Below are 26457 nucleotides of genomic sequence, written 5' to 3' on the forward strand. Positions count from 1 at the left end.
ATCAGTCGTTGCCGTGGATCGGCGGCTGGAAGGTGAGCCCCATGTCCCACGGGAAATAAATCCAGGTGTCCTGCGACACCTCGGTGATGAAGGTGTCGACCAGCGGCCGACCCATCGGCTTCGCATACACCGTCGCAAAATGCGCGGCCGGCAGCAACTCGCGCACCACCCGGGCGGTCTTGCCGGTGTCGACCAGGTCGTCGATGATCAACACCCGGCGCCCCTCGCCGTTTCCGAGCACGCGGATTTCCTCCGCCACCCCCTTGAGGATGGTCAGCTCGCCCTGCGAGGTCTCCGGCTGGTTGCCGCCGTGGCCGTAGCTCGCCACGCAGATCGTCTCGATCACCCGGATGCCGAGCTCGCGGGCGACGATCGCCGCCGGCACCAGCCCGCCGCGGGTCACCGTGACGATGGTCGAGAACGGCCCGTGGCCGGCGAGCCGCCAGGTCAGCGCCCGGCAGTCGCGGTGAAACATCTCCCAGGAGACCGGGAACGCCTTATCGGGGCTCTTCGCCGCCGCCATCGTCATGTCCTCCGTTCGCGCGGCCGTCGCGGTCGCCGTCGTCATTGCCCGGCCGCCCCGGCGAGCCCCGCCCGCACCTCGGCCAGCATCTTCACCAGTGCGACCTTGGCGGCCGCGAGCTTTTCCGGATCGCGCGAGCGGATCACCAGATTGGCGTTGGGCACGCCGTTCTCGTCGTTGAACGGATAGCTGCCGAACATCACGTCCGGGTGCGCCTTGGCGAGCTGGCCGAGCTCGGTGCCGATGTCGCCTTCCTTGAGGTCGGCGCGCACGGTGTCGGACAGGAGCTTCACGCCGGTCGCGAGCTTTGGCGCCACGCCCTCCAGCATGCCCTGCATCACCGCCGGGATGCCGGCCATCACGATCACGTTGCCGATCCAGAAGCCGGGCGCCTTGGAGACCGGGTTCTCCACCAGGGCGGCGCCGCGCGGGATGCGGGCCATCCGCAGCCGCGCCGCATTGAGGTTCTCGCGGCCCATCCGCTCGGCGAGCAGCGCCACCGCCCGCTCGTCGAGGTCGAGCGGCACGCCGAAGGCTTTCGCCACCGCGTCGGCGGTGATGTCGTCGTGGGTCGGGCCGATGCCGCCGGTGGTGAACACGTAGGTGTAGCGCGCGCGCAGCGCGTTCAGCGCGGCGACGATCTCCTCCTCGATGTCCGGCACCACCCGCACCTCGCGCAGGTCGATGCCCATCGTGGTGAGATATTCGGCGATCCAGCCGATGTTCTTGTCCTTGGTGCGCCCGGACAGGATCTCGTCGCCGATCACCATGACGGCGGCGGTGACGGTCGCGGGCGTGGCGGGAGTGGGGGTGGCGGAAGTGGGGGTGGCGCTGGGGACGGCGTCCAGCATCGTCTCGTTCATGGGGTCGAAGACCTCGCTCGGCTTTGCGCAGGCCGTCGTCTACCCTGCCGGCCGGGGCGGCTCAAGCGCGCCGGGCGCGGAGCTCGGCCGCGGCGGGACGAATGCGGTGGACGAGCGACCGCCGTCATCCTGGTCAGCGGTAGCACAATAGGTGTGCAACGCCCGGCTGTCCGCCGCGCCCGGGGCATTCTCCCGGATCCGGCGGCCGGTCCGGCCGGCGGTCCGGGCACGGTCTGGCGCACGACCGGTCGGAATGCGTAAACATTGGCTCGATGCTTGCATCGATTTCGGGCGGGAGCATCCCGCCTCGGGTGGATGCCGTCGCGGGGACGGAGACATGACGGTCTGCTTCGACGAGATGAAGGGCGAGGACGGAAACCTCCGCGCCACCTACGAAGGACTGGACGCCTGGCTGCGCGACCTGTCGCCGGACGTCCTCGATCAGCGCTGCCAGGAGGCGGAATTCCTGTTTCGCCGGATCGGCATCACCTTCAACGTCTATGGCGAGGCGGACGCCACCGAGCGGCTGATCCCGTTCGACGTGATCCCCCGCATCATCGCCGCCGACGAGTGGAAGCGCCTCGAGCGCGGCCTCACCCAGCGGGTGAAGGCGATCAATCTCTACCTCAAGGACATCTACGGCAGGCGCGAGATCCTGCGAAAAGGCCTCATCCCCGAGGATCTCGTCTTCCAGAACCAGGTGTTTCGGCCGGAGATGAACGGCCAGAAGGTGCCGCACGACATCTACATCCACATCGCCGGCATCGACATCGTGCGGGTCGCCGCCGACACCTTCTACGTGCTCGAGGACAATGTCCGCACGCCCTCCGGCGTCTCCTACATGCTGGAGAACCGCGAGATCATGATGCGGCTGTTCCCGGACCTGTTCTCGCGCTACCGGGTGGCGCCGGTGGAGAACTACCCGGACGAGCTGCTGGCGACCCTGCGCTCGGTCGCGCCCGACACCGCGGCGGCCGAGCCGAACGTCGTGCTGCTCAGCCCCGGCATCTACAACTCGGCCTATTTCGAGCACTCGTTCCTGGCCGACAAGCTGGGCATCGAGCTGGTCGAGGGGCGCGACCTGATGGTCAAGGGCGGCGTCGTCTCCATGCGCACGACCGAGGGGCCGAAGCGGGTCGACGTGATCTATCGCCGGGTCGACGACGACTTCCTCGATCCGCTCTCGTTCCGGCCCGACTCGACGCTCGGCGTGCCGGGGCTGATGTCGGCCTATCACGCCGGCAACGTCACGCTGGCGAACGCGGTCGGCACCGGCATCGCCGACGACAAGGCGATCTACAGCTACATGCCGGAGATCGTGAAATTCTATCTCGGCGAGGAGCCGATCCTGCAGAACGTGCCGACCTGGCGCTGCCGCGAGCCCGACCACCTCGCCTACGTGCTCGAGCATCTGCCCGAGCTGGTGGTGAAGGAGGTGCACGGCTCGGGTGGCTACGGCATGCTGATCGGGCCGATGGCCGACAAGGGCAAGCTCGCCGCCTTCCGCACCCGCATCGAGGCGGACCCGAAGAACTACATCGCCCAGCCGACGCTGGCGCTGTCGACCTGCCCGACCTGGGTCGATCGCGGCGTCGCGCCCCGCCACATCGATCTGCGCCCGTTCGTCCTCACCGGCAGCGACACGGTGCGGATCGTGCCGGGCGGCCTCACCCGGGTCGCGCTGCAGCGCGGCTCGCTCGTCGTCAATTCCAGCCAGGGGGGCGGCACCAAGGACACTTGGGTGCTGGACGTCTGACCGTCATGCTGTCGCGGACCGCCGACAATCTGTACTGGGTCGCCCGCTACGTGGAGCGGGCCGACTATCTCGCCCGCATCCTCGAGGTGACGATGCGCCTCACCGCGCTGCCGCTCGCCTATGTGGGCTCGACCAACGAATGGGACTCGGCGGTGGCGACCGCCGGGTGCGGCAACGGCTTCTTCTCGCACTATTCCGAGGCGAACGAGGACACCGTGCGGGAGTTCCTGGCGTTTTCCGCGGCCAACACCTCCTCGATCCGCAACTGCATCGAGCTCGCCCGCACCAACGCCCGCGCGGTGCGCACGGCGCTGACCAGCGAGATGTGGGAGGTGATCAACGACTCCTGGCTGACGCTCAAGAAGTTCGGCAAGGGACCGACCTCGCGCGAGGAGTTCATGCGCTTCCTGCGCTTCGTGCAGGAGACCTCGCTGCGGTTCGACGGCTCGGCCTATCGCACCATGCTGCGCACCGACGCCTACTGGTTCTTCCGCCTCGGCCTGAACATCGAGCGCGCCGACAACACCGCCCGCATCCTCGACACCAAGTACCACCTGCTGCTGCCGGAGGACACGCACATCGGCGGGCCGCTCGACTACTATCAGTGGGCGGCGATCCTGCGCTCGGTGTCGGCGCTGACCTCGTATCACTGGGTCTATCGCGAGAGCCTGAAGCCCTGGCTGATCGCCGACCTCCTGATCCTCAATCCGAAGATGCCGCGCTCGCTCGCCAGCTGCTACGACAATCTGGTGATCGACTGCGACGCGCTGGCCGAGGCCTATGGCCGTCAGGGCACCTCGCAGCGCAAGGCACGCGGCATCCGCACCCGCCTCGCCAACAGCCGGATGACGGAGATCTTCCAGAACGGCCTGCACGAATTCATCACCGAATTCATTTCCAACAACAACGAGCTCGGCAGCGCGATCTCACGTCAGTATCTGATGTGAGCGCCGCCCGCCCTCCAACCCACCGGACCCCGCCATGCGCATCCGTGTCTCGCACCGGACGGTCTATCGCTACGACAAGCCGCTCTCGCGGGTGATCCAGACGTTGCGGCTGACGCCGCGCCCGCACGACGGCCAGCACGTCGTCAGATGGCGGATCGACGTCTCCGAGGACTGCCGGCTGGAGGCGCAGGACGACGCCTTCGGCAACGTCACCCACGCCTTCTCGGCCGACGGGCCGGTCTCGCATCTCGAGGTCCTGGTCGAGGGCGAGGTCGAGACCCAGGACACCGACGGCATCGTGCGCGGCGCGATCGAGCGCTTTCCGCCGAGCCTCTATCTGCGCGAGACGCCGCTCACCGTCGCCGATCCGCCGATCCGCCAGTTCGCCCGCGACGCGGTGGCCGGCCGCGAGGGCGAGATCGCCGTGCTGCACGCGCTGCTCGGCGCGGTGCACGAGGCGGTGGTGTTCGACACCGACCCGACCCACGTCACCACCACCGCCTCCGAGGCGTTCGGCCTGCGGCGCGGCGTGTGCCAGGATCTCGCCCACGTCTTCATCGCCGGCGCCCGCAGCCTCGGGATACCGTCGCGCTATGTCGGCGGCTACCTGCACCGCAGCGACGGCGTCGTCGCGCAGGAGGCCGGGCACGCCTGGGTCGAGTCGTGGGTGCCGGAGCTCGGCTGGGTGGCGTTCGATCCGGCCCACTCGATCTCGGCGACCGAGGCGTACGTGCGGGTCGCGATCGGCCTCGACTATCTCGGCGCCGCGCCGGTCCGCGGCACCCGGTTCGGCGGAATCGGCGAGACGCTCGAGGTCGAGGTCCAGGTCGACCAGGCGTTTCATCAGGTGCAGAGTTGACGTTCCGCGGGTTCACTCCCGGCTCGAATCGGCGATGATGTCCGGCGGTTCCGGGAGCGAACGGCGGAGGGTGCGATGCTGCGGGCGGAACAGCGGAGGGTTTTCCGCCGTGGCGTCGGTGCGAAAGGGCTCGACGGAATGACCTATTGCTGCGGGATTCTGGTGGACGACGGTCTCGTGATGATCGCCGACACGCGCACCAATGCCGGGCTCGACAACATCTCGACCTTCCGCAAGCTGCACGTCTTCGAGGAGCCGGGCGAGCGGATCATGGCGCTCGCCTCGGCCGGCAACCTGTCGCTCACCCAGTCGGTCCTGAGCATGCTCACCGAGGGGATCGACAACCCCGAGACCGGCGAGCGCGAGACCCTGATGAACGCGCCGACCATGTTCCAGGCCGCCCAGCGGGTCGGGCGGGCGATCCGCACGCTGGCCGCCGCCGAAGGGCCGGCGCTGGAGGCGGCCGACGTCAAGTTCGACCTCGCCTTCCTGTTCGGCGGGCAGATCAAGGGGCGGCGGCTGCGCCTCTACATGATGTACTCGGCCGGCAACTTCATCGAATGCACCCGCGACACGCCCTATCTGCAGATCGGCGAGCACAAGTACGGCAAGCCGGTGCTCGACCGCGCGGTGACCCACGAGATCGACCTCTACGACGCGCTCAAGGTGGGGCTGATCTCGTTCGACTCGACGATGCGCTCGAACCTGTCGGTCGGCATGCCGCTCGACCTCCTGGTGGTGCGCACCGACGCCTGCGCCGCCGAGCTGACTTACCGGATCGAGCCGGACGAGCCCTATTTCCAGGATCTCCGCCAGCGCTGGTCGATGGCCTTGCGCGCCGCCCACCAGTCGATCCCGCGCCCGCCCTACGGGTCGTGAGACCCTGCCCCCCGGGCAGAGCGGGCGGTAACGCACTGCCTGCGGCCGAAAACAACCTCCGGTATTCATCGCATTGAGGCGTGACCGCCTTCGGGTTAGGTCCGAACGGCCGGGGCCGCGTTCCGCGGCCGGCGAGCGACCGTTCACGCCAGTCGGGCAGCCGAGATGGCAGCCGAGCTGGCAGCCAAGGGGGCCGCGATGCACTATCTCGTCTATGTGAGCCAGGCGGTGAAGCCGATGAGCGTCGCCGATCTCGATGCCATCCTGGCGCAGAGCCGCGCGAACAATCCCGCGCTCGGGGTCACCGGCCTGTTGCTCTACCGCTACTCGCCCGACACCGACAGCGGCCACTTCATCCAGTGCCTGGAGGGCGAGGAGACGGCGGTGCGGACGCTCTACGAGACGATCGCCCGCGACCGGCGCCACCACACCAAGCTCGTGCTCGACCGCGGCGAGGCGGCGGCGCGGATGTTCGGCGACTGGGCGATGGGCTTCAAGAACATCGACGACCGCGCGCTCGCCGCCGCCCCCGGCTTCGCCCGTATCGGCGAGGCGAGCTTCGCCCCCGAGAGGTTTCAGCAGCCGCACGGCAAAGCCTTGGAGCTGCTGAAGATCTTTTTCGACGCGCCGTGAGGCGGGCGGCCCGCCGCTCACCGGGCGGGCTGCCGTCAGGCCACCTTGCCGAGCTCGTCGACCGTGCCCGACAGCTCCTCGAAGGCGACCGACAGGGCGACGCCGAGCCGATCGAGGTCCTGCACCCGCCCCGCCCGGGCGTCCGCCTCGAGCTGGCGGGCGATCTCGGCGAGCCTCGTGAAGCCGAGCGAGCCGGCCGCGCTCTTGAGCGTGTGCGCCTCGTGCTCGACCTCGCCGGCCTTGCGGGCGGCGGCGCGGCTGCGCAGCAGCCGCACCCGCTTGGCGGTATCGCTCATGAAGGTGTCCAGCACCTGGCGCGCGCCGTCGGCGCCGATCGCGTCGCCGAGCCGGTCGAACACCGCGCGGTCGAACACCATCGGCACGCCGACCGCGGTGCCGATCCGCTCCCGCTGCACCCGCAGGCCGAAATAGCGGCGGATCGCCGCCTCCAGCCGCTCGCGGGTCACCGGCTTGCCGACGAAGTCGTTCATCCCGGCGGCGCGGCAGGTCTCGGCGTCGTGCTTGAAGGCGTTGGCGGTCAGCGCAACGATGTGGACGCGGCGGGCCGGATCGGGCAGCGCGCGGATCGCACGGGTCGCCGTCAGGCCGTCCATCTCGGGCATCGTCACGTCCATGAAGACGAGATCGTAGGGGACGGTGCGCACGGCGGTCAGCGCGGTCGCTCCGTCGGGCACGAGATCGGCCCGGTAGCCGAGCGATTCCAGGAGCTTGCTCGCCACCAGCTGATTGATCGGGTTGTCCTCGGCGACCAGGATGCGCAGCGGATGGGCGACGCCGAGCACCGGCCTGTCGGGCTCGGTGCGGGACGCCGGCTCGGGCAGCGCGACATCGTCGAGGATGCGCCGGCACACCGCCGCGAAGCTCACCGGCTTGCCGAGCACCACGTCGAAGCGGCTTCGGATCACCCCGTCCGGATCGTTGCCGAGCGAGGCGGTGGTCAGCACCAGCCGGGTGGTCGCCATGCACGGCTCGGCGCGCAGCGAGCCGGCGATGTCGACCGTGGTGATCGACTCGTCGACCACCACGCAGGCGAACGGATGCGCGGTCACCGCCGCGTCCCACGCCATCGAGATGCCGAGCGCCGGCGTGTTGGCGGCGCTCGCCTCGGCGCCGAGGGCGGCGAGCTGGCGCACCATCGCCGCGCGCGACACCGGGTTGCGGTCGACCACCAGCACCCGCGGCCGGCTGGTGGCGACGCCGCCGATGGTCTCGATCGCCTCGCCGGCGATCGGCAGCTCGAGCGCGACGCGAAACGTGGTGCCGCGCCCGACCGCGCTGGTCACCGCGATGGTTCCGCCCATCCGGTCGATCAGCCGCTTGCTGATCGCCAGCCCGAGCCCGGTGCCGCCGAACTGGCGCCACACCGAGATGTCGGCCTGCTCGAAGGCGCGGAACAGCCGCGCCATCGCCTCCTCGGCGATGCCGATGCCGGAGTCGGCGATCTCGAACGCGATCCCCACCCTCCCCGCCTCGCGGGACGCGGTCCGCGTCACGTCGATGGTGACGCCGCCGGTCTCGGTGAACTTCACGCCGTTGGTGAGAAGGTTGAGCAGCACCTGCCGGATCCGGCCGGGATCGCCCGTCACGGTGCGCGGCAGATCGGGAGAGAACACCGCGGCGAGCGCCAGCCCCTTGTCCAGGGCGCGCGGCGCCAGCGCCTGCACGGTGGTCTCGACCAGCTCCACGAGGTCGAACGAGAGATCCTCGACGTCGAGCGAGCCGGAGTCGAGCTTGGAGAAGTCGAGCACGTCGCTGACCACGTGCAGCAGATGCTCGGCGGCGTCGCGCAGCGTGCGGGCAAAACGCTTCGGCTCGCCCTCGAGCCGGCTGCCGACCAGGAGGTCGGCCATGCCGATCACGCCGTTGAGGGGCGTGCGGATCTCGTGGCTGATCACCGCCAGGAATTCCGAGCGCGCGCGGGCGACCGCCTCGGCGGCGGCGGTGGTGCGGCGCAGCCCCGCCTGGTAGCGCTGGATCATCACCAGGACGGCGATCACCCCGAGGGTGAGCACAGCGGCGCCGACCAGCCAGACGCGGCGGGTGCGCTCGTAGGGCGCCAGCACGGTGCGGTCGGACAGGCCGACGGCGACCACCAGCGGAAGCCCGCGCACCTTGCGGAAGCTGACGATGCGGTCGACCCCGTCGAACTTGCTGCGGAAGTCGAGCGTGCCGTCCGGCGTCTCGGCGAACCGCTCGGTCAGCGGCAGCTCGGCCACCGCCACCTCGTTCATGCCGACGCCGTCGGCCACCCGCGCCCGCACCACGCCGTCGGTGCCGACCAGCGTGATGGCGCCGCCCTGCCCGAGATCGATCTGGTCGTAGAAGCGGGTGAGATCGGCCGGATCGACCGACACCACCGCCGCGCCGAGAAAGCTGCCGTCGGGGGCGGAGATGCGGCGCGAGATGTTGATCGACCACTTCTTGCTGACGCGGCCGAGGATCGGCCGGCTGATGAACAGCTCGTCGCCGACGCCCTCCTTCTGGACGCGAAAATGCTCGCGGTCGCTGAGATCGACCCGCGCGCCGCCGCTCGGATCGAGATTGCTGGTGAGGAAGCGGCCGTCGCGATCGATGATCGAGACCTGGAAGGCGAAGTCGTTCGCCCGCTCGCTCGCCGCCGCCCACGGCAGCACGTCGAAGCCTCGCGGGTCGCGCGCATAGATGTCGCGCACGAACAACAGCGTCTGGTCGACTCCGCGGATCGCCCGGATGATCTGCTCCTCGAACGCGCGGGCGAGGTTCTTGGTGGTCTGGCGGGCGTCGGTCTCGACGGCGCGGCGCTCCTCGTGCACGGCATAGAAGGCGCCGGCCCAGATCATCGCGACGACCGCGACGCCGAGCACGAGCGCGCCGTAGGCGCCGACCCGCGGCCGGCGCAGCGTGTGGAGGAACGAGGAGAGGCTCGCGCGGAGCCCACGATCGGGGGTGTCCAGGGTCATGCGGGTCCTGTCTCTCGGCACGATCGCTCGCCGTGCCGACGTTGGGCGTTTCCCGGGCGACCATGACCGATCGGCGCCGCCGGAGTGGTTAACGGCCACGCTCGACGGACCCGAAAGCTTTTCGGACAATTGACGAGACGTTGCCCGCCTCGACGAAATCTCGAAGAGAATACGGACCTTTACGGAGAGTCGGCCGATCGTCGCCTCAGTCCAGCCGGGTCACCGTCACCCGGGTACCGGGCGCGACGGTGGCCAGCGTGCGGACGTCGCCCTCGGCCCGGGCGAACAGGTTGCACGGCGCCGCGAGGCGGATCTCGCCGTCCCGGCTGATCGGGGTGCGGCCGTAGCCGATGGCGATCGCCGGCCCCTCCGGCCAGTAGACGATCTCGCCCGCCGTCACCACCACCCGCGCCTCCGGCTCGCGCGCCGCCTTCACCGGCACCTCGAAATAGACCTCCTCGCCCCAGGTCAGCACCGCCGCCGAGAACGGCAGCGCGGCGGCCACCGCCTCGGCGGTCGGGCCGTCGAGCAGGATGGCGTCGAGGGTTTGCGATCCGAAATCGAAACGAATACGGGCCATGGCGTCGCTCCGTGGCTGCAGTGCACGGCAGGATAGCACGCCCGCGGCCGGCCGGCAGGCTCGCCACGCCGCCGCGCGAGATGCCGCAGCACGTGCCGCACGAGGCGCCGCCCGGCGGCCACCGCGGTGGTGGACGGCACGCCGGTCGCGACCAAAGACGTGTGTTCCCGGCGGCACGGATCGTGCAGAACGCCGCCGAGGACATACGGGCGAGTCGCCGCACGCGGGTGCGAGCCGACGGGGGCATCATCGATGAGTGGGTTTCTGCCGCAGCTCCAGTCCGGGGCCGGCGTTCTCGTGCTGCTGGCGATCGCTTGGGCCTTTGGCGAGAACCGCCGGGCGGTGCGGCCGCGCACCGTCGCGGTCGGCCTTCTCCTCACGATCGGCCTCGCGCTCCTGCTGCTCGGCGTGCCGGCGGTGAAGGTCGCCTTCTCCGGCCTCGGTGCCGGGGTCGATGCGATCGCCGCCGCGACGCGCGCCGGCACCGGCTTCGTGTTCGGCTATCTCGGGGGCGACACCTTGCCCTTCGAGCCCAAGACGCCGGGCGGCGGCTTCGTGCTGGCGTTCCAGGCGCTGCCGATCGTGCTGGTGATGAGCGCCCTCACCACCCTGCTGTTCCACTGGAAGATCCTTCCGCCGATCGTGCGCGGCTTCGCCTTCGTGCTGGAGCGCACGCTCGGCGTCGGCGGCGCGGTCGGGCTGTCGGCCGCCGCCAACGTCTTCGTCGGCATGGTCGAGGCGCCGCTGTTCATCCGGCCCTATCTCACGAAACTCACCCGCGGCGAGCTGTTCATGGTGATGAGCGGCGGCATGGCGACCATCGCCGGCACGATGTTCGTGCTCTATGCCACGCTGTTGCGCGACGTCATCCCGGACGTCGCCGGGCATCTTCTGGTCGCCTCGGTGCTCGGCGCCCCGGCGGCACTGGTGATCAGCCATCTGATGGTGCCGGACCCGGTCGGCACGGGCGATCGCGACGCCGTGCTGGCGACCCCGCCCTCGGTCGCCGCCAGCACGATGGATGCGATCGTCCGGGGCACCGTGATCGGCCTCGAGCTGCTGCTCAACATCGTCGCCATGCTGATCGTGCTGGTGGCGCTGGTGCATCTCGCCAACCTGCTGCTCGGCCTGGTGCCGGAGGTCGGCGGCGCGCCGTTGTCGCTGCAGCGGCTGCTCGGCTTCGTGATGGCGCCGATCTGCTTCCTGATGGGCATCCCGTGGGACCAGGCGGTCACCGCCGGCGGGCTGATGGGCATCAAGACGGTGCTCAACGAGCTGATCGCCTATGTCGAGCTGTCGAAGCTGCCGGAGGGCGCGCTCGATCCGCGCTCGCGCCTGATCATGCTCTACGCGATGTGCGGCTTCGCCAATTTCGGCAGCCTCGGCATCATGATCGCCGGGCTCTCGACGATGGCGCCGGAGCGGCGCGACGAGGTGGTGGCGCTCGGCCCGCGGACGATCGTCTCGGGCACGCTCGCCACCTGCACGGTCGGTGCGATCGTCGGCATGCTCACGTGAGGCCCCCCCCCGGCCGCCGCGCTGCGCGCGACGCGGCGTCCGGGCTCGTCGGGGACGCCTCCCCTATTGGGCGCACCAGCCGCCGTCCATGTTGACGGCAGCGCCGCGCAGCTCGGCGGCGCCGTCCGAGCACATGAACACCGCGAGCTGGCCGAGCTGCTCGGGCGTCACGAACTGCTTCGACGGCTGGCGCTCGGAAAGCAGCTTGCGGCCGGCCTCCGCATTGCTCAGGCCTTCACGCGCGGCGAGCGCGTCGATCTGCTTCTGGACGAGCGGCGTCAGCACCCAGCCGGGGCAGATCGCGTTGCAGGTGACGCCGGTCTCGGCGGTCTCCAGCGCCACCACCTTGGTGAGCCCGACCAGACCGTGCTTGGCCGACACATAGGCCGCCTTGTCGCGCGACGCGGTGAGCCCGTGCGCCGAGGCGATGTTGACGATGCGGCCCCAGTTGCGGCTCTTCATCTGCGGCAGCGCCGCCTTGATCGCGTAGAAGCAGGCCGACAGGTTGATGGCGACGACCAGCTCCCACTTGTCGTCCGGAAACTCCTCCACCGGCGCGACGAACTGGATGCCGGCATTGTTGACGAGCACGTCGACCCGCCCGAGCTCGTTGGTGGCGGCCTCGATCAAACCCTTGGTCTCGGCGGGCTTCGAGAGGTCCGCCCCATTGTAGGCGACGCGCCCCCCGAACTCGCCGGCGAGATCAGCGCGGATCGCCTCGATCTCGGCGGGATCGCCAAAGCCGTTCAGCATGATGTCGGCCCCCTCGGCGGCCAGTGCCCGGGCGATGCCGAGCCCGATCCCGCTGGTCGAGCCGGTGACGACCGCGACCTTTCCCTTCAAGATTTCTTGCCCCTTCGGCATGTCTCGCTCCTCGTGTGTCCCGCTTTTTCGCGCCCATGCGCGCGTGCGTTGATGGGCGCGCCGATCGCCGGCGGGCCGGCTTCCGCTCTGCAACCACGAGTGTGCAGGCTCGCCGGGCGGACGGCAACGGAAACACGAAAGACGAGTGATCGGGCGATGCGCGGCCCGGGGCACGGCGAGCCGCGCCTCGGCGCCGATCGATCGGTCCGGCTCAGTTCAGCGCGAAGGTGCCGTCGAGCGTGCGGATCTCCGCGGGCTTCACGAGCCGCGAATGAGCGACCGTGACCGAGTGCAGCGGCCCCTCGAGCTCGGCCCGCCAAAACTCCAGAAACTTGTTCAGCTCCGGGAAGTGCGGGTGCAGGTCGTAGTCCTGCCAGATGTAGCTCTGGAGCAGCCAGGGGTGATCCGGGAGCCGGTAAAGAATGTGCGCGGTCGTCAGGCCGTAGCCGAGCAGTTGTTTGGAGAAGTCCTTCGAGGTCATGCCATCCCCCATCCCGGTAGAACGGAAATCATTCGACGCACTCCCGATCATTGCAAGCTCGATTGGTGAACAAACTGTTCACGAAACGGGCTTGGCACTCTCCCTACCCCGCTGCTGACACGGCCTCTACGCTGGACCACACGTCCTCTGCTTCGGAGCCTCGAACGAGGCCCGACCGAACATGCTTCACCATGTCGAATCAGGGGCTTGGCAGTCGACGCGCCGGAGTGCCAAAATTTTTCGGAATACCTCTTGAACCGCCGCGAACCCCCACCCATCTGGCAGCCGGGCTCAGGCTCGCGGCCGCCGCCGAGCCGGCCCGTCTCCAACACACGTCGTCTGCGTCGAAACTCAGGAGGATCCCATGAAGTTCCGCCCGCTTCACGACCGCGTGGTCGTCGAGCGCATCGAGGCCGAGGAGAAGACCGCCGGCGGGATCATCATCCCCGACAGCGCCAAGGAGAAGCCGCAGCAGGGCCGCATCGTCGCCGTCGGTCCGGGCGGCCGCGACGAGGCCGGCAAGCTGATCCCGCTCGACCTCCAGGTCGGCGACAAGGTGCTGTTCGGCAAATGGTCCGGCACCGAGGTCAAGCTCGACGGCGTCGAATATCTCATCATGAAGGAGAGCGACATCATGGGCGTCCTCACCGACGCCGAGGCGGGCCAGAAGGCCGCCTGACCGCCCGATCGACAGACCGAACCGCTCACCTGAACGGACCGCTGCCGGACTTTCTTTGCGTGGTCGGCACCGTGGTCTCGCCGGGTCGGGAGAACCCTACGGTTTCATTCAGGAGCTGAAGAGAGATGGCTGCCAAGGACGTCAAGTTTTCGTCGGACGCGCGCGACAAGATGCTGCGCGGCGTCGACGTGCTCGCCAATGCCGTGAAGGTCACGCTCGGCCCCAAGGGCCGCAACGTGGTGCTGGAGAAGAGCTTCGGCGCGCCGCGCATCACCAAGGACGGCGTCACCGTCGCCAAGGAGATCGAGCTCGAGGACAAGTTCGAGAACATGGGCGCGCAGATGGTGCGCGAGGTGGCCTCGAAGTCGTCCGACGTCGCCGGTGACGGCACCACCACGGCGACCGTGCTCGCCCAGGCGATCGTCAAGGAGGGCGCCAAGGCGGTCGCTGCCGGCATGAACCCGATGGACCTCAAGCGCGGCATCGACCTCGCCGTCGAGGCCGTCGTGAAGGACCTTCTGACCAACGCCAAGAAGATCACCTCGAACGACGAGATCGCCCAGGTCGGCACCATCTCGGCCAACGGCGACGAGGAGATCGGCCGCTATCTCGCCGAGGCGATGAAGAAGGTCGGCAACGAGGGCGTCATCACGGTCGAGGAGGCGAAGAGCCTGGAGACCGAGCTCGACGTCGTCGAGGGCATGCAGTTCGACCGCGGCTACATCTCGCCCTATTTCATCACCAACGCCGACAAGATGCGGGTGGAGCTGGAAGATCCCTACATCCTCATCTACGAGAAGAAGCTCTCCGGCCTGCAGGAGATGCTGCCGCTGCTGGAGGCGGTGGTGCAGACCGGCAAGCCGCTGCTGATCGTCGCCGAGGACGTCGAGGGCGAGGCGCTGGCCACCCTGGTCGTCAACAAGCTGCGCGGCGGCCTGAAGGTCGCGGCGGTCAAGGCGCCGGGCTTCGGCGATCGCCGCAAGGCGATGCTGCAGGACATCGCCATCCTCACCGGCGGCCAGGCGATCTCCGAAGATCTCGGCATCAAGCTCGACAACGTGACGCTGCAAATGCTCGGCCGCGCCAAGCGGGTGACGATCGAGAAGGAGAACACCACGATCGTCGACGGCGCCGGCACCAAGGCCGACATCGAGGCGCGGGTCGCGCAGATCAAGGCGCAGATCGAGGAGACCACCTCCGACTACGACCGCGAGAAGCTGCAGGAGCGGCTGGCAAAACTCGCCGGCGGCGTCGCGGTGATCCGTGTCGGCGGCGCGACCGAGGTCGAGGTGAAGGAGCGCAAGGACCGCGTCGACGACGCCATGCACGCGACCCGCGCGGCTGTCGAGGAAGGCATTCTGCCGGGCGGCGGCGTCGCCCTTCTCCGTGCCACCAAGGCGATCGATGCGGTGACCACCACCAACGAGGACCAGAAGCACGGCGTCGAGATCGTCCGCAAGGCGCTGTCCTATCCGGCGCGCCAGATCTCGCTCAATGCCGGCGAGGACGGCTCGGTGGTGGTCGGAAAGATCCTCGAAACCGGCACCTACGGCTTCGGCTTCGACGCCCAGTCCGGCCAGTACGGCGACCTGGTGGCGAAGGGCATCATCGATCCGGCCAAGGTGGTGCGCGCGGCGCTGCAGAACGCCGCCTCGATTGCCGGCCTGCTCATCACCACCGAGGCGATGGTCGCCGAGCTGCCGAAGAAGAACGCCCCGGCGATGCCGGGCGGCGGCATGCCCGGCGGCGGCATGGATTTCTGATCGACATCCATTCGATGTCGATCGAGCCGCCGCCCCGTCTTGCGTTCCGAAGTCGGCCAGGGCCGACTTCGGGCGGCGGCATGGATTTTTGATCGACACGCGTCGACCGAACCGTCTCGAAGGCCCGGGTGGAAACACCCGGGCCTTTTTCGTCGTCGGCAGGCGCGTTAGACTTCCGGCTCGCGAGCGAGGCCGTCATGACCGTTCAGACCCCCGTGCAGATGGACAAGTCCGCTTTCCTGACCTGGGCCGAGCGCCAGGAGGAAAATTTCGAGCTCGTGCGGGGGCGCATCGTGATGATGACCGGCGGATTGCGCGGCCATTGGCAGATCGCCTTCGATCTGGCCAAAGCGCTGGACGCGAGACTCGATCCCGACACGTGGGCCGTCCTGCCCGAATTCGGCGTCGATGTCGGGCCCTCGACCGTCCGGTTTCCCGATGTCGTCGTCGATCCGGCGGATGGCGCCCGGACCGACCGGACGGCGACCGCTCCGGTTTTCATCGCCGAGGTGCTGTCGCCCTCCTCCGAGCGGATCGACCTCGGCGACAAGGCGGCCGAGTATTTGTTGCTGCCGAGCCTTCGCACCTACCTGGTGGTCGCCCAGGACGAGCCGAAAGCGTGGGTCTGGACCCGCACGTCGGCGGGCTTTCCGCCCGGCCCCGCCGTGCTCGACGACCCGCAAGCGGCCGTCGACATTCCGGCCTTGGGGATCGAATTGCCACTTTCTGAAATTTATCGCCGTATTCGCTTCGAATAGCCGGCGGAACCGCCGTACGCTCTCGATCGGGCGCGGCGCAAAAAAACCGCGCGCGGCAAAAGCTCTCGTCGACGGCAAAAGGCCCGGGTCTGGTCGACCCGGGCCTTTCTGCCGTCGGCGTCGCAGCAGACGCCGGTCCCCCATACCCGCCCCCGAGCGGGAACTGTCGGCCACCGACGGTGCGCGTACATCCGGCGTCACCGGCTCGTGGCCGTCGGCGCCGAAGCGCCTGTCTTCTGAAGACAAAGGATGGTCGCATTCGGTTAATGGGAGGTTAACGGGATCGAGAAAGTCGTGGCGATTTTCCGGCTCGCGCCGTTTTCGACGTTTTTCGCAAAAGTCGCGGAGACGGACGAAAAGTCATTGCGCGTTCGACACACGACTCGACCCCCGCCCGGCCGGCCGGCGCACGAAAAGTGAACCGCTTGGACATCCCCCAATACCACCTTTTATCCTTTCCGGCGCAGCGGCGGACCCTGACATCGTGAGGACTGACCGAATGCGTCGAACTCGTCTCGGCGCAGCCGTTCCGGCTGTCGCCTCGTGTCTCGCGGCCCTGATGGTGGCTCCCGCCTCCGCCACCTCCCCTGCCCCGACCACCGCCGGTGCCGACATCGAGCGCACGCTGCTGTTTTCCGGCAGCGATCTCTGGCACACCGGCGGCTTCCTCTATGGCGGCTTCCTGTGGAGCGATCTCGGCCTCGACCGCGACGGCCTGGTGATCAAGTATTTGGCCGGCACCGGCACCTATCGCTACTTTTCCGGCGCGCAGGAGATCGCCGCGGCACAAATCGTCACCTCGGTGATGCCGGGCTGGAGCTTCGTGAAGGACAAGTTCCAGCTGCGCGTCTTCGGCGGCGTCGATCTTCAGCAGCACTGGCATTCGCCCGACGACCCGTCGAGCCGGCTGCGCGGCAGCGCGTTCGGCCTGCGGTTCGGCCTCGAGACGTGGTGGGAGCCGGTTCCGGGCGAGACGATGACGCGGGCGGCGGCGAGCTGGTCGACGGTCGGCACCAGCTACGGCGTCGAAGCGGCGGTCGGCTGGCGGGTGCTCGAGCGGTTCCACGGCGGCTTTTACGTCGGCCCGGAGCTGCAGGCGCTCGGTGACGGCGATTATCGCCAGATCCGGCTCGGCGCCCACATGACCGCGCTGCGGCTCGGCACGCTCGAATGGTCGGCCGGCGCCGGCGTGACCACCGACAGCGATTCCCGCACCGGCCCCTATCTGCGGTTCGGCGTGCTGTCCCGCCACTGATCCGGCGGGGTGGTCGCCGGCTTCTGCCGGGCGCCCTTTCCTGTTAAGCCGAAAGGATGGCGAACACCGGCTTCGATCTGGTCAGTGACTGGGAACTCGCCGCACCGCCAGAGGCGGTGTGGGACGTGCTGATGCGGCCGGCCGAATGGCCGAGCTGGTGGCCGGCGGTGACGCGTGCCGAGGTGATCGAGCGCGGCGAGCCGAGCGGCGTCGGCTCCTATATCCGCTTCGCCTGGAAGACCAGCCTGCCGGTGCCGCTCGCCTTCAACGTCCGCACCACCCGGATCGAGCCGCTCGCGCTGATCGAGGGCGTCGCCGACGGCGCGCTCACCGGCACAGGGCGCTGGCGCCTCGCCCCGACGAGCGCCGGCACCCGTGTGCGCTACGAATGGCGGGTGAGGCTGACGGCCCCCGGCCTGCGGCTGGTCGCCCCGTTCGCGAAATCGATCTTTCTGCGCAGCCACGCCGAGGTGATGCGCTCCGGCCGCGCCGGCCTCGCCCGCACGCTGTCGCGGGCGTGACGCCCGTCCGCCTCACGTCCCGCTGAACAGCCCGCGAAAGAAGCCGCGCCGCCGCTCGGGCCCGACCGGCAACGCCGCGCCGCCGCTCGTCGCCCGCCCGGCCGGCTCGGTGTGCGCACAAAAGCAGCCGCGCATGCGGATGATGCTCCACACCAGCGGGTTCCAGGCGAGCCATCCGCGCTCCACCTCGCGCGCGAGCAGGTCGCGCACCACCTCCGGCGGCGGCCCGAACACCTCCGGCATGCGGCGCGAGAGCTCCGCGTCATCCAAAATGTTCCATTTCGAGTGCCCGCCCATCATCGGCGAGCGCAGCGCATAGACCACCCGCGCGATGCGCGACTCGCGGATCGCGAAGGAGCACATCGCGCACGGCTCGACCGTCGTGTAGAGCGTGCAGCGGGCGAGGCTGCGCTTGCCGAGCGCGCGCCGCGCCGCCGCCATCGCGACGATTTCCGCATGGCGCGTCACGTCCTGCTCCTGGCGCACCGCATTGGTCGCCTCGGCGACCACCTCGCCGTCGCGACAGATCACGCAGGCGAACGGCAATTCGTGGCCGCTCCGTCCGCCCAGCGCGATCGCCCGCCGCATCATCCGCGCGTCGAGCGTCTCCCCGGTCACCGCTTCCATTCTCCCGTCCTCGTCCCACCTCCGGGATATCGCGCCGGGGGCGCGGCGGACAAGGCCGCCGACGCCGGCGACGGACGCATTTCGGCTGCGGCTGACGGCCGCCGGGGCGGCGGCGGGCCCTCCCGCCGACCCTCCCGAATTACCGCGATCCGACGGCGCTGCCGACGGCGGCTCGGAAAAGCGCTCGGTTCCTCGCGGCCGGGGAACCGAATGCGCGGCGCTGCGTTGCGGCACCGAACTGCATCGCAGCACAGCGTCGGCCGCACGACGGAGGAGAACGCCGCCGGCACGGGAGACGATGGAGTCACGTCGTTGCCATCGGGCGGCTGTATCCGACCGCGAGCGCGGTCGTCGATCCCGACCCGGACCCGACGGCACCGGCACGACACCGCGAATGCACACGGCCAACCCGGCAGAGGAGACGGCCATGATCGACGTCGAAGCCCTCGCACGGCGTGCGACGACACGACGCTGGTGCCCCGAGATCGACACACGCGACAGCATCACCGCCCGACGAAACGCGCTCGCCGGCTTGTGGGCCGGCCGCCTGATGCGGCTCGCCGACGACGCGCTGTCGATCTATGCGGCGGAAGTGCACGGCTGCGGATCGATCGCCGGCAGCGATCGGGAGGTGGTCGACAAGATTTGGTACGACCTCAACCGCGCCGGCGTCGCGACCCCACGCGAGACGATCGCCGAAAAACTGGAGGCGCTGCATCGGGAGGCGGCCGTTCAGCTCGCAACCGTCGGCGCCTGATCGGCTTCGAATGTCCAGCGCGTCGGCCCGCGGATGCCGGGCGCGCACCGGACGCGGCGAACGAGTTCGCAAGCGAGCAGACAAACAGACGCGCAACGAGCGAGCGAGCAAACGAGCGAGCAAACAAACAAACGATCGTGCGGGCCGGCGCACTGCCGGCCGCAAGTGTGTCACCGCTCGGCGACGTGATCACGTCGGCTTGCCGGCGTCGATGCGAGAGAGGGGCACGAAAGACGCTCACGAGAGAGGATCACCTCGGACGGTCACGTGATCAGCCGAGAGATCGCCGGCGTCGCCGCCTCCGCCGCGTCGCCGGCGCGGACGCGCGCAGTCGCCGCGAGACGGAGACATGCGGCAGATACCGTTTGGTGTGCACCGGCAACGGGATCGAAGCGCCGCGCCGCATTGTTCTCTGCTGCATCGCACACCGAACGGCGCACCCGACGACACACCAGGTGGCACACCGGAATCGCGCCTACGACCGTCGTGCGGCGAGGTCGCTCGCACCGTCGCAGCGAGCAACCAGAAATTCACCGCGGCGGCGCGGAGCCGCTTGACAACATCGACCTTCGGCGCGACCATTCACCCATCGGCTCACGAACGACACAGCGTCTTCCAAGGGAGCAAACTTCGGAAGCAGTCGTGAGGAGCAGATACAGGAGCCGGTCATCACAGCGGGCGACATTGCGACCCAATGTCCAGCAGATGCCGGAGCCGAGCGAACGCGGGTGACCGGTGTTCGGAAGCCGGGTGACCGGCGAGAGCGCAGGAGGTCGTATGCCACCGGGCTCGCAAGGCCGCGACAATCGTCGTGATCTTCGTTGGGATCGTGACGTAGCGGCTGACCCCACAACGGTTCGGGCCGGAAGCGGCCCCATCGGGCTGCATCAGTGAGGCAAAGCCCACCTAGGCCGCTTCCGCCTTGAACACCACTCCGAGGGGAGTGACCCTCCCCGACGAGCGGTCCTGATCAGATATGAGTTTGGTGACGCTCCTGCCCCGCAGTGAGCGTTTTTTGTTTCTCGTTTTGTTTGGTCCGTTTTTGTTTGCTCCCTGCGACGTGATTTACGTCCGGCCCATGTGGCGCCCGGCATATGTCGCGTCCAGCGCATATCGGCCCGGCTCATGTCGCGCCCGGCCCATGTCGCGACTATCGCATGTCGCGTCCATCGAATGTCGGCCCGGCCCATGTCCGTCCGGCCGATGTCGCGTCCGGCTCGTTCGTCGGGTGTCCCGAGCCTCGAAAATTCCGCCGTCGTGCCGGCGCACCTTCGCGAAAACCTCTCTCCGTCGTCGGCCGGAGGAACACGCCGCAGGCGCGCGTCTCGAAGAGCGAAAGCGGCCTCGTGGTTCGAGACGCGGCCGGTGGCCGCTCCTCGGCATACGGAGCGGCCCATTGCAATCGCACGCCGGTCTCGCACCGACGGCGACAGAGGCCGACCTCGTCCCGAGGGCGGGCGGAACGCCGGCATCTCGAAGGACGAAGGCGCTGCGCGGGCCGCGCCGTCCATCGGAGACGCCGCCCTGCCCGGGCAAAACCGCGCGGCTCGACACGGGCCCGCGTTTCGTCCTATTCGTCGACCTCGCGTCGGGGGGCGCAGCGGGATCCGAACGGTCTGGGAAAACATCCCGGCACCCTCGCGGCGGCGCGCAAAAATCGCTCAGGATACAGAGGCCGAGCAGCCATGAAAACCATTCTCGTCCCGACCGAGGCGAACGACGTGATGGACGCGACGCTCGCCACCGCATTGCGGGTGGCGACCGGCTTCGGCAGCCACCTCGAAGGATTTGCCGTGCGCGTCTCGGTGCCGACCGTGGTGGCGATGGACGTCGCGCCCTCCGCCTCGCTCGCCTTCTTCGAGGAGGAGAACGCCGAAGCCGCCCGTCTGGCCCGCGCCGCTTTCGAGCGCTTCATGCAGGCGAACGGGGTGCCGGCAAAGCCGCTGCACGTCCCGGCCGGCGTGGCGCCCACCGGCCCGAGCTGGAGCTGGCTCGACGACGCGCCCGAGGGCGACAATTTTGTCGGGCACCACGGCCGGGTGTTCGACGTCCTGGTGATCGGCCGCCCGAGCAACGAGCCGCACGGGCCGCACATGAGCACCTTCGAGGCCGGGCTGTTCGAGAGCGGCCGGCCGATCCTGCTGGCGCCGCCGAAGGCGCCGGCCACCGTCGGCGAGCACGTGCTGATCGCCTGGAACTGCTCGACCGAGCAGGCGCGCGCGGTCGGCTTCGCGATGCCGTTTCTGGCGAAGGCGAAGCAGGTGACGATTCTCACGGTCGAGGGGGCGACGGTGCCGGGCCCGAGCGCCGAGCAGCTCGCCGCGTCTCTGTCGCGGCACGGCATCACGGCGGCGCTGGTGGCCACCACCGGTGGTGACAACCGCACCGCCGGCCCGACCATCCTCGAGCATGCGAGCCGGCTCGGCTGCGACCTGATCGTCAAGGGCGCCTACACCCAGAGCCGGCTGCGCCAGATGATCTTCGGCGGCACCACCCGCCACATCCTCACCCACGCCGAGGTGCCGGTGCTCACGGCCCACTGACCCCACTGACGGGCCACTGACGACCCGGCGGCCGGCGAAACCGGCGACGCGGCCCCTCCGCCGCCGACGCGGGGCCGGCGGCGAGAAGGCGGCGGCGAGCGTGGATCACCAGTTGGTGAGCGCCTTGATGGCGTAGGAGAGGTAGTTCAGCTCCTGGCCGTCGTTCGGGGTCGTGCGGCTGACGAAGTCGAACACCCGGCCGTCCTTGATGCCGTAATTGGCGAGCCGGCGGACCCGGCGATTGTCGTCGAAATAGACGGCGATCACCCGGCGGTCGACCTCCTTCTGGGGCAGGAACGACGTCTTCTCCGAGCGCGAGGAGATGTAATAGAACACCTCGCCGGACACGGTGGCGACCGTCGAGGGGGTGCCGAGCACGATCAGCACCTGGTCCTGCGAGGCACCGAGCGGGATCTGCTCGAGCGCGCCTTCCGGCACGATGTAGCCGCGCTGATAGGTCTGGGTGAGGCAGCCGCCGAGCAGAAGCCCGAGCGCGAGCACGGCGGCGACCGCCCGCAGCGGCGTCCGGAATTTTCGCGCAGCGCATCCGGCTTGCGACATGCCGGGTTGCGAAATCCCGTCCCGCGAAATGCCGTCCCGCGAAATCGTCGTGTGGCGCACGGTTTCCCCCTCACCGGCCGCGGTCCTCCGCGGCATCGAGCCCGTTTCGCGTCCCGCGCCGCCGGGCGGCGGCAGTCGCACGCGAGGCGGCGCGGTCCCGCCCCGAGACCACGCCGAGGCGGCACCATTGTCGCGCTCTATGGCGTGATCGTGGCATACCGGTCGCGGATCGCCGCGGGCCGCCCCATATGCCGGCCTGGTCGCAGAGGAGTTTTCGTCATGTCGGATCCCGAACGTCCCTGGAGCGTGCCGGTGAAAATCGAGGACGTCCCCGAGGACGGCCTGTCGATGCACATCACGGCCGACGAATCGGTGCGGCAGCGGATCGCCGCGCTCGGCGGCCTCACCGGCCTGTCGCGCCTCGAGGCGGATTTCGCCATCACCCCGCAGGGCCGGCGGTTCACCGTCGGCGGCACCGTCACCGCGACCGCCGGGCAAATCTGCGTCGTCACTCTGGAGCCGATGGAGAGCGAGATTTCCGAGGAGGTCGACCTCGTGTTCGCCCCCGATCCTGCGGAAGGCCTCGCCACCCCGGCCGGCGAGCCGGTCGCCGAAAGCCCCGCCGCCGTCGCGAGCCGCGACCCGGCCGCGGCCGAGCCGCCCGAGCCGCTGGAGAACGGCACGATCGATCTCGGCGCCGTCGCGACCGAGTTTCTGCTGCTCGGAATCGACCCCTATCCGCGCAAGCCCGGCGCCGTGTTCGACGCCCCCGACCCCGGCCCGGCCGAGCCCGGACCGTTCGCGGCGCTCGCGGCACTCGCCGAGAAGAACCGGAAGGATTGAGCCACCTCCTTAAACTTCCACGAGAATCCGGAACCGGAAACGCGCGGGGGACGACCCCCGCCATCCGCCATTTAAGCGATTGTCACAGAGCGCGAACGCGCTATTGTCCGTCGCTCCCGCAACCCAGTGACTGGTCCGTTTCGGCCGGTCCTACGGCGCCGGTCGCGCCGCCTGCCAAGACGGTTCATGTCGCAGAAGGTTCGTATCGCGCTCGACGCCATGGGAGGAGATCACGGAGCCTCCGTGGTGCTCGCCGGCGCCGACATTTCCCTCGCCCGGCATCCGGACACCAGCTTCCTGCTGTTCGGTGACGAGACCGTGATCGGCCGCCTGTTGGCCGACCGGCCGGCCCTGCGCGAGGCCTCGACGGTCGTTCACACCGACGTCTCGATCAAGATGGACGAGAAGCCGAGCCAGGCGCTCCGCCACGGGCGGTGGCGCTCCTCGATGTGGCTCGCCATCGACGCCGTGAAGAAAGGCGACGCCGACGTCGCCGTCTCGGCCGGCAACACCGGCGCGCTGATGGCGATGTCCAAGTTCCACTTGCGCACCATTCCGGGCGTCTCGCGCCCGGCGATCGCCTGCCTGTGGCCGACGCTGCGCGGCGAATCGATCGTGCTCGACGTCGGCGCCTCGATCGGCGCCGACGAGCAGCACCTCGTGCAGCTCGCCATCATGGGCGCGGCGATGGCGAGCGTGGTGCTCGACATCGACCGGCCGAGCGTCGGGCTCTTGAATGTCGGCGTCGAGGAGGTCAAGGGCCTCGACGAGATCCGCCAGGCCCACCAGGTGCTGCGCGCCACCGCCCCCGGCCGGATGGACTATCACGGCTTCGTCGAGGGCGACGACATCGGCAAGGGCACCGTCGACGTGGTGGTGACGGAGGGCTTCTCCGGCAACATCGCGCTGAAGACGGCCGAAGGCACGGCGAAGCAGTTCGCCGCCTATCTCAAGAGCGCGATGGGCCGCACGCTGGCGGCCCGCATCGGCTATTTGTTCGCGCGCAAAGCCTTCTCCACGCTCAAGGAGAAGATGGACCCGCGCAAGGTCAACGGCGGCGTGTTTCTCGGCCTCAACGGCGTGGTGATCAAGAGCCACGGCGGCACCGACGCGGAAGGGTTTGCCGCGGCGGTCGATCTCGGCTGGGACATGGCCCGCTACGATGTGCTCGCCCGGATCCGCCGCACGCTCGATGCGACGGCCCCGGCCCCGGTGGAGGTCGCCTCGTGAGTGTCGTGCGTTCGGTCGTTCGCGGGAGCGGGAGCTATCTGCCGAGCCGGATCGTCACCAACGACGAGCTGGCCGGCATGGTCGACACCAGCGACGACTGGATCGTCCAGCGCACCGGCATCCGCGAGCGGCGGATCGCCGCGACCGGCGAGGTGACGTCCGATCTCGCGCTCCACGCCGCGCGCGGCGCGCTGAAGGCGGCCGGGCTCGAGCCGCAGGCGATCGATCTGATCGTGCTCGCCACCGCCACCCCGGACAACACCTTTCCGGCGAGCGCGGTGACGGTGCAGGCGAGCCTCGGCATCACCAAGGGCGCCGCCTTCGACATGCAGGCGGTGTGCTCGGGCTTCGTGTTCGCCCTCTCGACCGCCGACAGCCTGCTGCGCACCGGCGGGTTCGCGCGTGCGCTGGTGATCGGCGCGGAAACCTTCTCGCGGATCATCGACTGGAAGGACCGCGGCACCTGCGTGATCTTCGGCGACGGCGCCGGCGCGGTGGTGCTGGAGGCGACGCCGTCGAGCGGCACCCACCAGGATCGCGGCGTGCTGGCGACCCGCATCCATTCGGACGGCCGCTACAAGGAGAAGCTCTATGTCGACGGCGGCCCGTCCTCGACCGGCACCGTCGGCTGCCTGCGCATGGAAGGCCGCGAGGTGTTTCGCCACGCCGTGCAGATGATCACCGGCGCGGTCGAGGAGGTTTTGGCCGACACCGGCTTCACCGCCGCCGACATCGACTGGTTCGTGCCGCACCAGGCCAACAAGCGAATCATCGACGCCTGCGCCCACAAGCTCGGCCTCGGGCCGGAGAAGATCGTCCACACGGTCGAGCGCCACGGCAACACCTCGGCGGCCTCGATCCCGCTCGCCATCGACGAGGCGGTGCTCGACGGCCGCATCAAGCCGGGCGACCTGGTGATGGTCGAGGCGATGGGCGGCGGCTTCACGTGGGGGGCCGCGCTGATCCGCTGGTGAGATTTCACCGGCGTATCGGGTGACCCGCCGGCTAGCCGATTACCCTCGTCCGCGACGTCGGACGAACAGCGGAACGGCGTTCAAATCTTCCGCTTCGCGGCACGCCGCCGGTTGACCCCGGGGAGACGTGGAGATATCCATGTATTTCAGTAGGATATGTCAGTCCACGGGGAAGCGCTGGGGCGACGATGAGCGCGAAGACAGTAACGCGGGCGGACCTTTGTGAGGCCGTTTATCAAAAGCTGGGACTTTCCCGCACGGAATCGGCCGCTCTGGTCGAGCTCGTGCTGAAGGAGATCACCGACTGCCTCGAGCGGGGCGAGACGGTGAAGCTGTCGTCGTTCGGCTCGTTCGTGGTTCGCAAGAAGGGCCAGCGGATCGGCCGCAACCCGAAGACCGGCAAGGAAGTGCCGATCTCGCCGCGGCGGGTGATGGTGTTCAAGCCGTCCGCCATCCTCAAGCAGCGCATCAATGCAGAGCCGGTCGGCGCCGAGGACTAGCGCCGGGGATTTGCAACGAGGGTTCGGCGACACGAGGATCGGCGCGTGAACAAGGCACCCGACGCGTTCCGGACGATCAGCGAGGTCGCCGACGAGCTCGACCTGCCGCAGCACGTGCTGCGCTTCTGGGAAAGCCGCTTTCCGCAGGTGCGGCCGATGAAGCGCGGCGGCGGCCGGCGCTATTACCGGCCCGACGACGTCGACCTTCTGCGCGGCATCCGCCATCTGCTCTACGGCGAGGGCTACACCATTCGCGGCGTCCAGCGCATTCTGCGCGAGCAGGGCGGCCGCTTCGTGCAGACCGTCTGGCAGGAGGGCGCGCCGCAGCCCGAGCGCAAGCCCGAGCTCGACGCCACCGCCGAGCCGGACGCCGACGAGAGCGCCGACACCGAGGTCGACACCGAAGCCGAGAGCGAGGACGCGGCCGAGATCGCCGACCCGTTCGAGGTTTTGGAATCACTCGATCCTTACGGCCGGCGCGAGCCGACGTTCGGGCCGCCCGCCGCCGCCCCGCAGCCCCGGCCGCATGCGCCGCAAGCGCCCGCCGAGACCCGCGCCGAGCAGCCGCAGGCGCCGCACGCCG

At 69.2% G+C, this 26457-nt stretch carries 26 protein-coding genes; 18 read left to right on the forward strand and 8 right to left on the reverse strand.

Annotated elements, in window-relative coordinates; all coding sequences use genetic code 11:
• Nucleotide 1: 1 nt before the first annotated feature.
• Both gpt and A33M_RS08215 read right to left on the reverse strand, forming a co-directional pair.
• The gene (gene gpt / locus A33M_RS08210; RefSeq protein ID WP_008385663.1) at nt 2-523 is read right to left on the reverse strand and encodes a xanthine phosphoribosyltransferase; all 522 of its coding nucleotides are present in this window, start codon (nt 521-523) and stop codon (nt 2-4) included.
• A gap of 41 nt (nt 524-564) precedes the next feature.
• Nucleotides 565-1293, reverse strand: coding sequence for a competence/damage-inducible protein A (locus A33M_RS08215; protein WP_040619717.1), 729 nt, complete (start codon nt 1291-1293; stop codon nt 565-567).
• Nucleotides 1294-1723: 430 nt separating this feature from the next.
• Between A33M_RS08215 and A33M_RS08225 the strand changes: the two genes are divergently transcribed.
• The 5 genes from A33M_RS08225 to A33M_RS08245 all read left to right on the forward strand — a co-directional run bounded on the left by A33M_RS08225 (nt 1724) and on the right by A33M_RS08245 (nt 6460).
• Nucleotides 1724-3142, forward strand: a complete 1419-nt coding sequence (locus A33M_RS08225) for a circularly permuted type 2 ATP-grasp protein (RefSeq protein WP_008385665.1) — start codon at nt 1724-1726, stop codon at nt 3140-3142.
• 5 nt (nt 3143-3147) lie between these two features.
• Complete coding sequence (locus A33M_RS08230; RefSeq protein WP_008385666.1) at nt 3148-4089, forward strand: alpha-E domain-containing protein; 942 nt, start codon at nt 3148-3150, stop codon at nt 4087-4089.
• A gap of 34 nt (nt 4090-4123) precedes the next feature.
• On the forward strand, nt 4124-4948 hold the full coding sequence (locus A33M_RS08235) for a transglutaminase family protein (RefSeq protein WP_008385668.1): 825 nt from the start codon (nt 4124-4126) through the stop codon (nt 4946-4948).
• A gap of 138 nt (nt 4949-5086) precedes the next feature.
• Entirely contained in the window at nt 5087-5827 is a 741-nt protein-coding gene (locus A33M_RS08240; RefSeq protein ID WP_008385670.1) for a peptidase, read from the forward strand.
• A gap of 165 nt (nt 5828-5992) precedes the next feature.
• Complete coding sequence (locus A33M_RS08245; protein ID WP_083850372.1) at nt 5993-6460, forward strand: BLUF domain-containing protein; 468 nt, start codon at nt 5993-5995, stop codon at nt 6458-6460.
• Between the two features lie 35 nt (nt 6461-6495).
• On the opposite strand, the gene A33M_RS22255 is transcribed toward A33M_RS08245, so the two are convergent.
• Nucleotides 6496-9420 (reverse strand): hybrid sensor histidine kinase/response regulator, encoded by a 2925-nt coding sequence (locus tag A33M_RS22255; RefSeq protein WP_008385674.1) that lies wholly within the window; start codon nt 9418-9420, stop codon nt 6496-6498.
• A gap of 205 nt (nt 9421-9625) precedes the next feature.
• On the reverse strand, nt 9626-10000 hold the full coding sequence (locus A33M_RS08255; protein WP_008385676.1) for a cyclophilin-like fold protein: 375 nt from the start codon (nt 9998-10000) through the stop codon (nt 9626-9628).
• A gap of 252 nt (nt 10001-10252) precedes the next feature.
• On the opposite strand from A33M_RS08255, the gene A33M_RS08260 reads away from it, so the two are divergent.
• A complete protein-coding gene (locus A33M_RS08260; protein ID WP_008385678.1) occupies nt 10253-11518 on the forward strand; it encodes a NupC/NupG family nucleoside CNT transporter in 1266 nt (421 codons plus the stop codon).
• A 63-nt stretch (nt 11519-11581) separates the two neighbouring features.
• Here the strand turns inward: A33M_RS08260 and A33M_RS08265 are convergent, their stop codons facing one another.
• Nucleotides 11582-12382, reverse strand: a complete 801-nt coding sequence (locus A33M_RS08265) for a 3-hydroxybutyrate dehydrogenase (protein WP_008385680.1) — start codon at nt 12380-12382, stop codon at nt 11582-11584.
• A gap of 211 nt (nt 12383-12593) precedes the next feature.
• Nucleotides 12594-12863 (reverse strand): usg protein, encoded by a 270-nt coding sequence (locus tag A33M_RS08270; RefSeq protein WP_008385682.1) that lies wholly within the window; start codon nt 12861-12863, stop codon nt 12594-12596.
• A gap of 364 nt (nt 12864-13227) precedes the next feature.
• Between A33M_RS08270 and groES the strand changes: the two genes are divergently transcribed.
• The 5 genes from groES to A33M_RS08295 all read left to right on the forward strand — a co-directional run bounded on the left by groES (nt 13228) and on the right by A33M_RS08295 (nt 17839).
• Complete coding sequence (gene groES / locus A33M_RS08275; RefSeq protein ID WP_008385685.1) at nt 13228-13542, forward strand: co-chaperone GroES; 315 nt, start codon at nt 13228-13230, stop codon at nt 13540-13542.
• A gap of 125 nt (nt 13543-13667) precedes the next feature.
• The gene (gene groL, locus A33M_RS08280; protein ID WP_008385687.1) at nt 13668-15305 is read left to right on the forward strand and encodes a chaperonin GroEL; all 1638 of its coding nucleotides are present in this window, start codon (nt 13668-13670) and stop codon (nt 15303-15305) included.
• 197 nt (nt 15306-15502) lie between these two features.
• Nucleotides 15503-16063, forward strand: coding sequence for a Uma2 family endonuclease (locus A33M_RS22260; RefSeq protein ID WP_008385690.1), 561 nt, complete (start codon nt 15503-15505; stop codon nt 16061-16063).
• 559 nt (nt 16064-16622) lie between these two features.
• Nucleotides 16623-17318: a cellulose biosynthesis protein BcsS gene (gene bcsS / locus A33M_RS08290; protein ID WP_008385691.1), complete on the forward strand. Its 696-nt coding sequence runs from the start codon at nt 16623-16625 to the stop codon at nt 17316-17318.
• A gap of 56 nt (nt 17319-17374) precedes the next feature.
• Complete coding sequence (locus A33M_RS08295; RefSeq protein ID WP_008385694.1) at nt 17375-17839, forward strand: SRPBCC family protein; 465 nt, start codon at nt 17375-17377, stop codon at nt 17837-17839.
• 12 nt (nt 17840-17851) lie between these two features.
• Here the strand turns inward: A33M_RS08295 and A33M_RS08300 are convergent, their stop codons facing one another.
• Entirely contained in the window at nt 17852-18466 is a 615-nt protein-coding gene (locus tag A33M_RS08300; protein ID WP_008385696.1) for a nucleoside deaminase, read from the reverse strand.
• 427 nt (nt 18467-18893) lie between these two features.
• Here A33M_RS08300 and A33M_RS24395 point away from each other — a divergent pair, with 427 nt between their 5' ends.
• Both A33M_RS24395 and A33M_RS08310 read left to right on the forward strand, forming a co-directional pair.
• Entirely contained in the window at nt 18894-19223 is a 330-nt protein-coding gene (locus A33M_RS24395) for an ATPase inhibitor subunit zeta (protein WP_008385698.1), read from the forward strand.
• Between the two features lie 1685 nt (nt 19224-20908).
• Nucleotides 20909-21766 (forward strand): universal stress protein, encoded by an 858-nt coding sequence (locus A33M_RS08310; protein WP_008385703.1) that lies wholly within the window; start codon nt 20909-20911, stop codon nt 21764-21766.
• Nucleotides 21767-21871: 105 nt separating this feature from the next.
• Here A33M_RS08310 and A33M_RS08315 read toward each other — a convergent pair whose 3' ends face one another.
• Nucleotides 21872-22327 carry an outer membrane protein assembly factor BamE gene (locus tag A33M_RS08315; protein WP_008385706.1) on the reverse strand — a complete coding sequence of 152 codons (456 nt, stop codon included), beginning with the start codon at nt 22325-22327 and terminating at the stop codon, nt 21872-21874.
• 279 nt (nt 22328-22606) lie between these two features.
• On the opposite strand from A33M_RS08315, the gene A33M_RS08320 reads away from it, so the two are divergent.
• From A33M_RS08320 to A33M_RS24845, 5 genes are all read left to right on the forward strand, one after another.
• Complete coding sequence (locus A33M_RS08320; protein ID WP_040619726.1) at nt 22607-23170, forward strand: YceD family protein; 564 nt, start codon at nt 22607-22609, stop codon at nt 23168-23170.
• Nucleotides 23171-23356: 186 nt separating this feature from the next.
• Entirely contained in the window at nt 23357-24400 is a 1044-nt protein-coding gene (gene plsX, locus A33M_RS08325; protein ID WP_008385711.1) for a phosphate acyltransferase PlsX, read from the forward strand.
• Nucleotides 24397-25374, forward strand: coding sequence for a beta-ketoacyl-ACP synthase III (locus A33M_RS08330; protein ID WP_008385714.1), 978 nt, complete (start codon nt 24397-24399; stop codon nt 25372-25374). The genes plsX and A33M_RS08330 overlap by 4 nt, the downstream gene beginning before the upstream one ends.
• A 188-nt stretch (nt 25375-25562) precedes the next feature.
• A complete protein-coding gene (locus A33M_RS08335; RefSeq protein ID WP_008385715.1) occupies nt 25563-25874 on the forward strand; it encodes an integration host factor subunit alpha in 312 nt (103 codons plus the stop codon).
• 45 nt (nt 25875-25919) lie between these two features.
• A partial coding sequence (locus A33M_RS24845) for a MerR family transcriptional regulator (protein ID WP_237718320.1) occupies nt 25920-26457 on the forward strand: 538 nt, incomplete at its 3' end.

The sequence above is a fragment of the Rhodovulum sp. PH10 genome (assembly GCF_000293785.1).
Taxonomy (GTDB): domain Bacteria; phylum Pseudomonadota; class Alphaproteobacteria; order Rhizobiales; family Xanthobacteraceae; genus Rhodoplanes.

Bases quoted from the DNA above. Each gene is read 5' to 3' on its own strand.
- A33M_RS08260 (WP_008385678.1), top strand. From the start codon at position 10,253: ATGAGTGGGTTTCTGCCGCAGCTCCAGTCCGGGGCCGGCGTTCTCGTG.
- A33M_RS22260 (WP_008385690.1), top strand. From the start codon at position 15,503: ATGACCGTTCAGACCCCCGTGCAGATGGACAAGTCCGCTTTCCTGACC.
- A33M_RS08265 (WP_008385680.1), bottom strand. From the start codon at position 12,382: ATGCCGAAGGGGCAAGAAATCTTGAAGGGAAAGGTCGCGGTCGTCACC.
- A33M_RS08300 (WP_008385696.1), bottom strand. From the start codon at position 18,466: ATGGAAGCGGTGACCGGGGAGACGCTCGACGCGCGGATGATGCGGCGG.
- gpt (WP_008385663.1), bottom strand. From the start codon at position 523: ATGGCGGCGGCGAAGAGCCCCGATAAGGCGTTCCCGGTCTCCTGGGAG.
- A33M_RS08235 (WP_008385668.1), top strand. From the start codon at position 4,124: ATGCGCATCCGTGTCTCGCACCGGACGGTCTATCGCTACGACAAGCCG.
- A33M_RS08245 (WP_083850372.1), top strand. From the start codon at position 5,993: ATGGCAGCCGAGCTGGCAGCCAAGGGGGCCGCGATGCACTATCTCGTC.
- A33M_RS08215 (WP_040619717.1), bottom strand. From the start codon at position 1,293: ATGGTGATCGGCGACGAGATCCTGTCCGGGCGCACCAAGGACAAGAAC.
- A33M_RS08335 (WP_008385715.1), top strand. From the start codon at position 25,563: ATGAGCGCGAAGACAGTAACGCGGGCGGACCTTTGTGAGGCCGTTTAT.
- groL (WP_008385687.1), top strand. From the start codon at position 13,668: ATGGCTGCCAAGGACGTCAAGTTTTCGTCGGACGCGCGCGACAAGATG.
- A33M_RS24395 (WP_008385698.1), top strand. From the start codon at position 18,894: ATGATCGACGTCGAAGCCCTCGCACGGCGTGCGACGACACGACGCTGG.
- A33M_RS08240 (WP_008385670.1), top strand. From the start codon at position 5,087: ATGACCTATTGCTGCGGGATTCTGGTGGACGACGGTCTCGTGATGATC.
- groES (WP_008385685.1), top strand. From the start codon at position 13,228: ATGAAGTTCCGCCCGCTTCACGACCGCGTGGTCGTCGAGCGCATCGAG.
- A33M_RS08255 (WP_008385676.1), bottom strand. From the start codon at position 10,000: ATGGCCCGTATTCGTTTCGATTTCGGATCGCAAACCCTCGACGCCATC.
- A33M_RS08230 (WP_008385666.1), top strand. From the start codon at position 3,148: ATGCTGTCGCGGACCGCCGACAATCTGTACTGGGTCGCCCGCTACGTG.
- A33M_RS08295 (WP_008385694.1), top strand. From the start codon at position 17,375: ATGGCGAACACCGGCTTCGATCTGGTCAGTGACTGGGAACTCGCCGCA.
- bcsS (WP_008385691.1), top strand. From the start codon at position 16,623: ATGGTGGCTCCCGCCTCCGCCACCTCCCCTGCCCCGACCACCGCCGGT.
- A33M_RS08270 (WP_008385682.1), bottom strand. From the start codon at position 12,863: ATGACCTCGAAGGACTTCTCCAAACAACTGCTCGGCTACGGCCTGACG.
- plsX (WP_008385711.1), top strand. From the start codon at position 23,357: ATGTCGCAGAAGGTTCGTATCGCGCTCGACGCCATGGGAGGAGATCAC.
- A33M_RS08315 (WP_008385706.1), bottom strand. From the start codon at position 22,327: ATGTCGCAAGCCGGATGCGCTGCGCGAAAATTCCGGACGCCGCTGCGG.
- A33M_RS08310 (WP_008385703.1), top strand. From the start codon at position 20,909: ATGAAAACCATTCTCGTCCCGACCGAGGCGAACGACGTGATGGACGCG.
- A33M_RS08225 (WP_008385665.1), top strand. From the start codon at position 1,724: ATGACGGTCTGCTTCGACGAGATGAAGGGCGAGGACGGAAACCTCCGC.
- A33M_RS22255 (WP_008385674.1), bottom strand. From the start codon at position 9,420: ATGACCCTGGACACCCCCGATCGTGGGCTCCGCGCGAGCCTCTCCTCG.
- A33M_RS08320 (WP_040619726.1), top strand. From the start codon at position 22,607: ATGTCGGATCCCGAACGTCCCTGGAGCGTGCCGGTGAAAATCGAGGAC.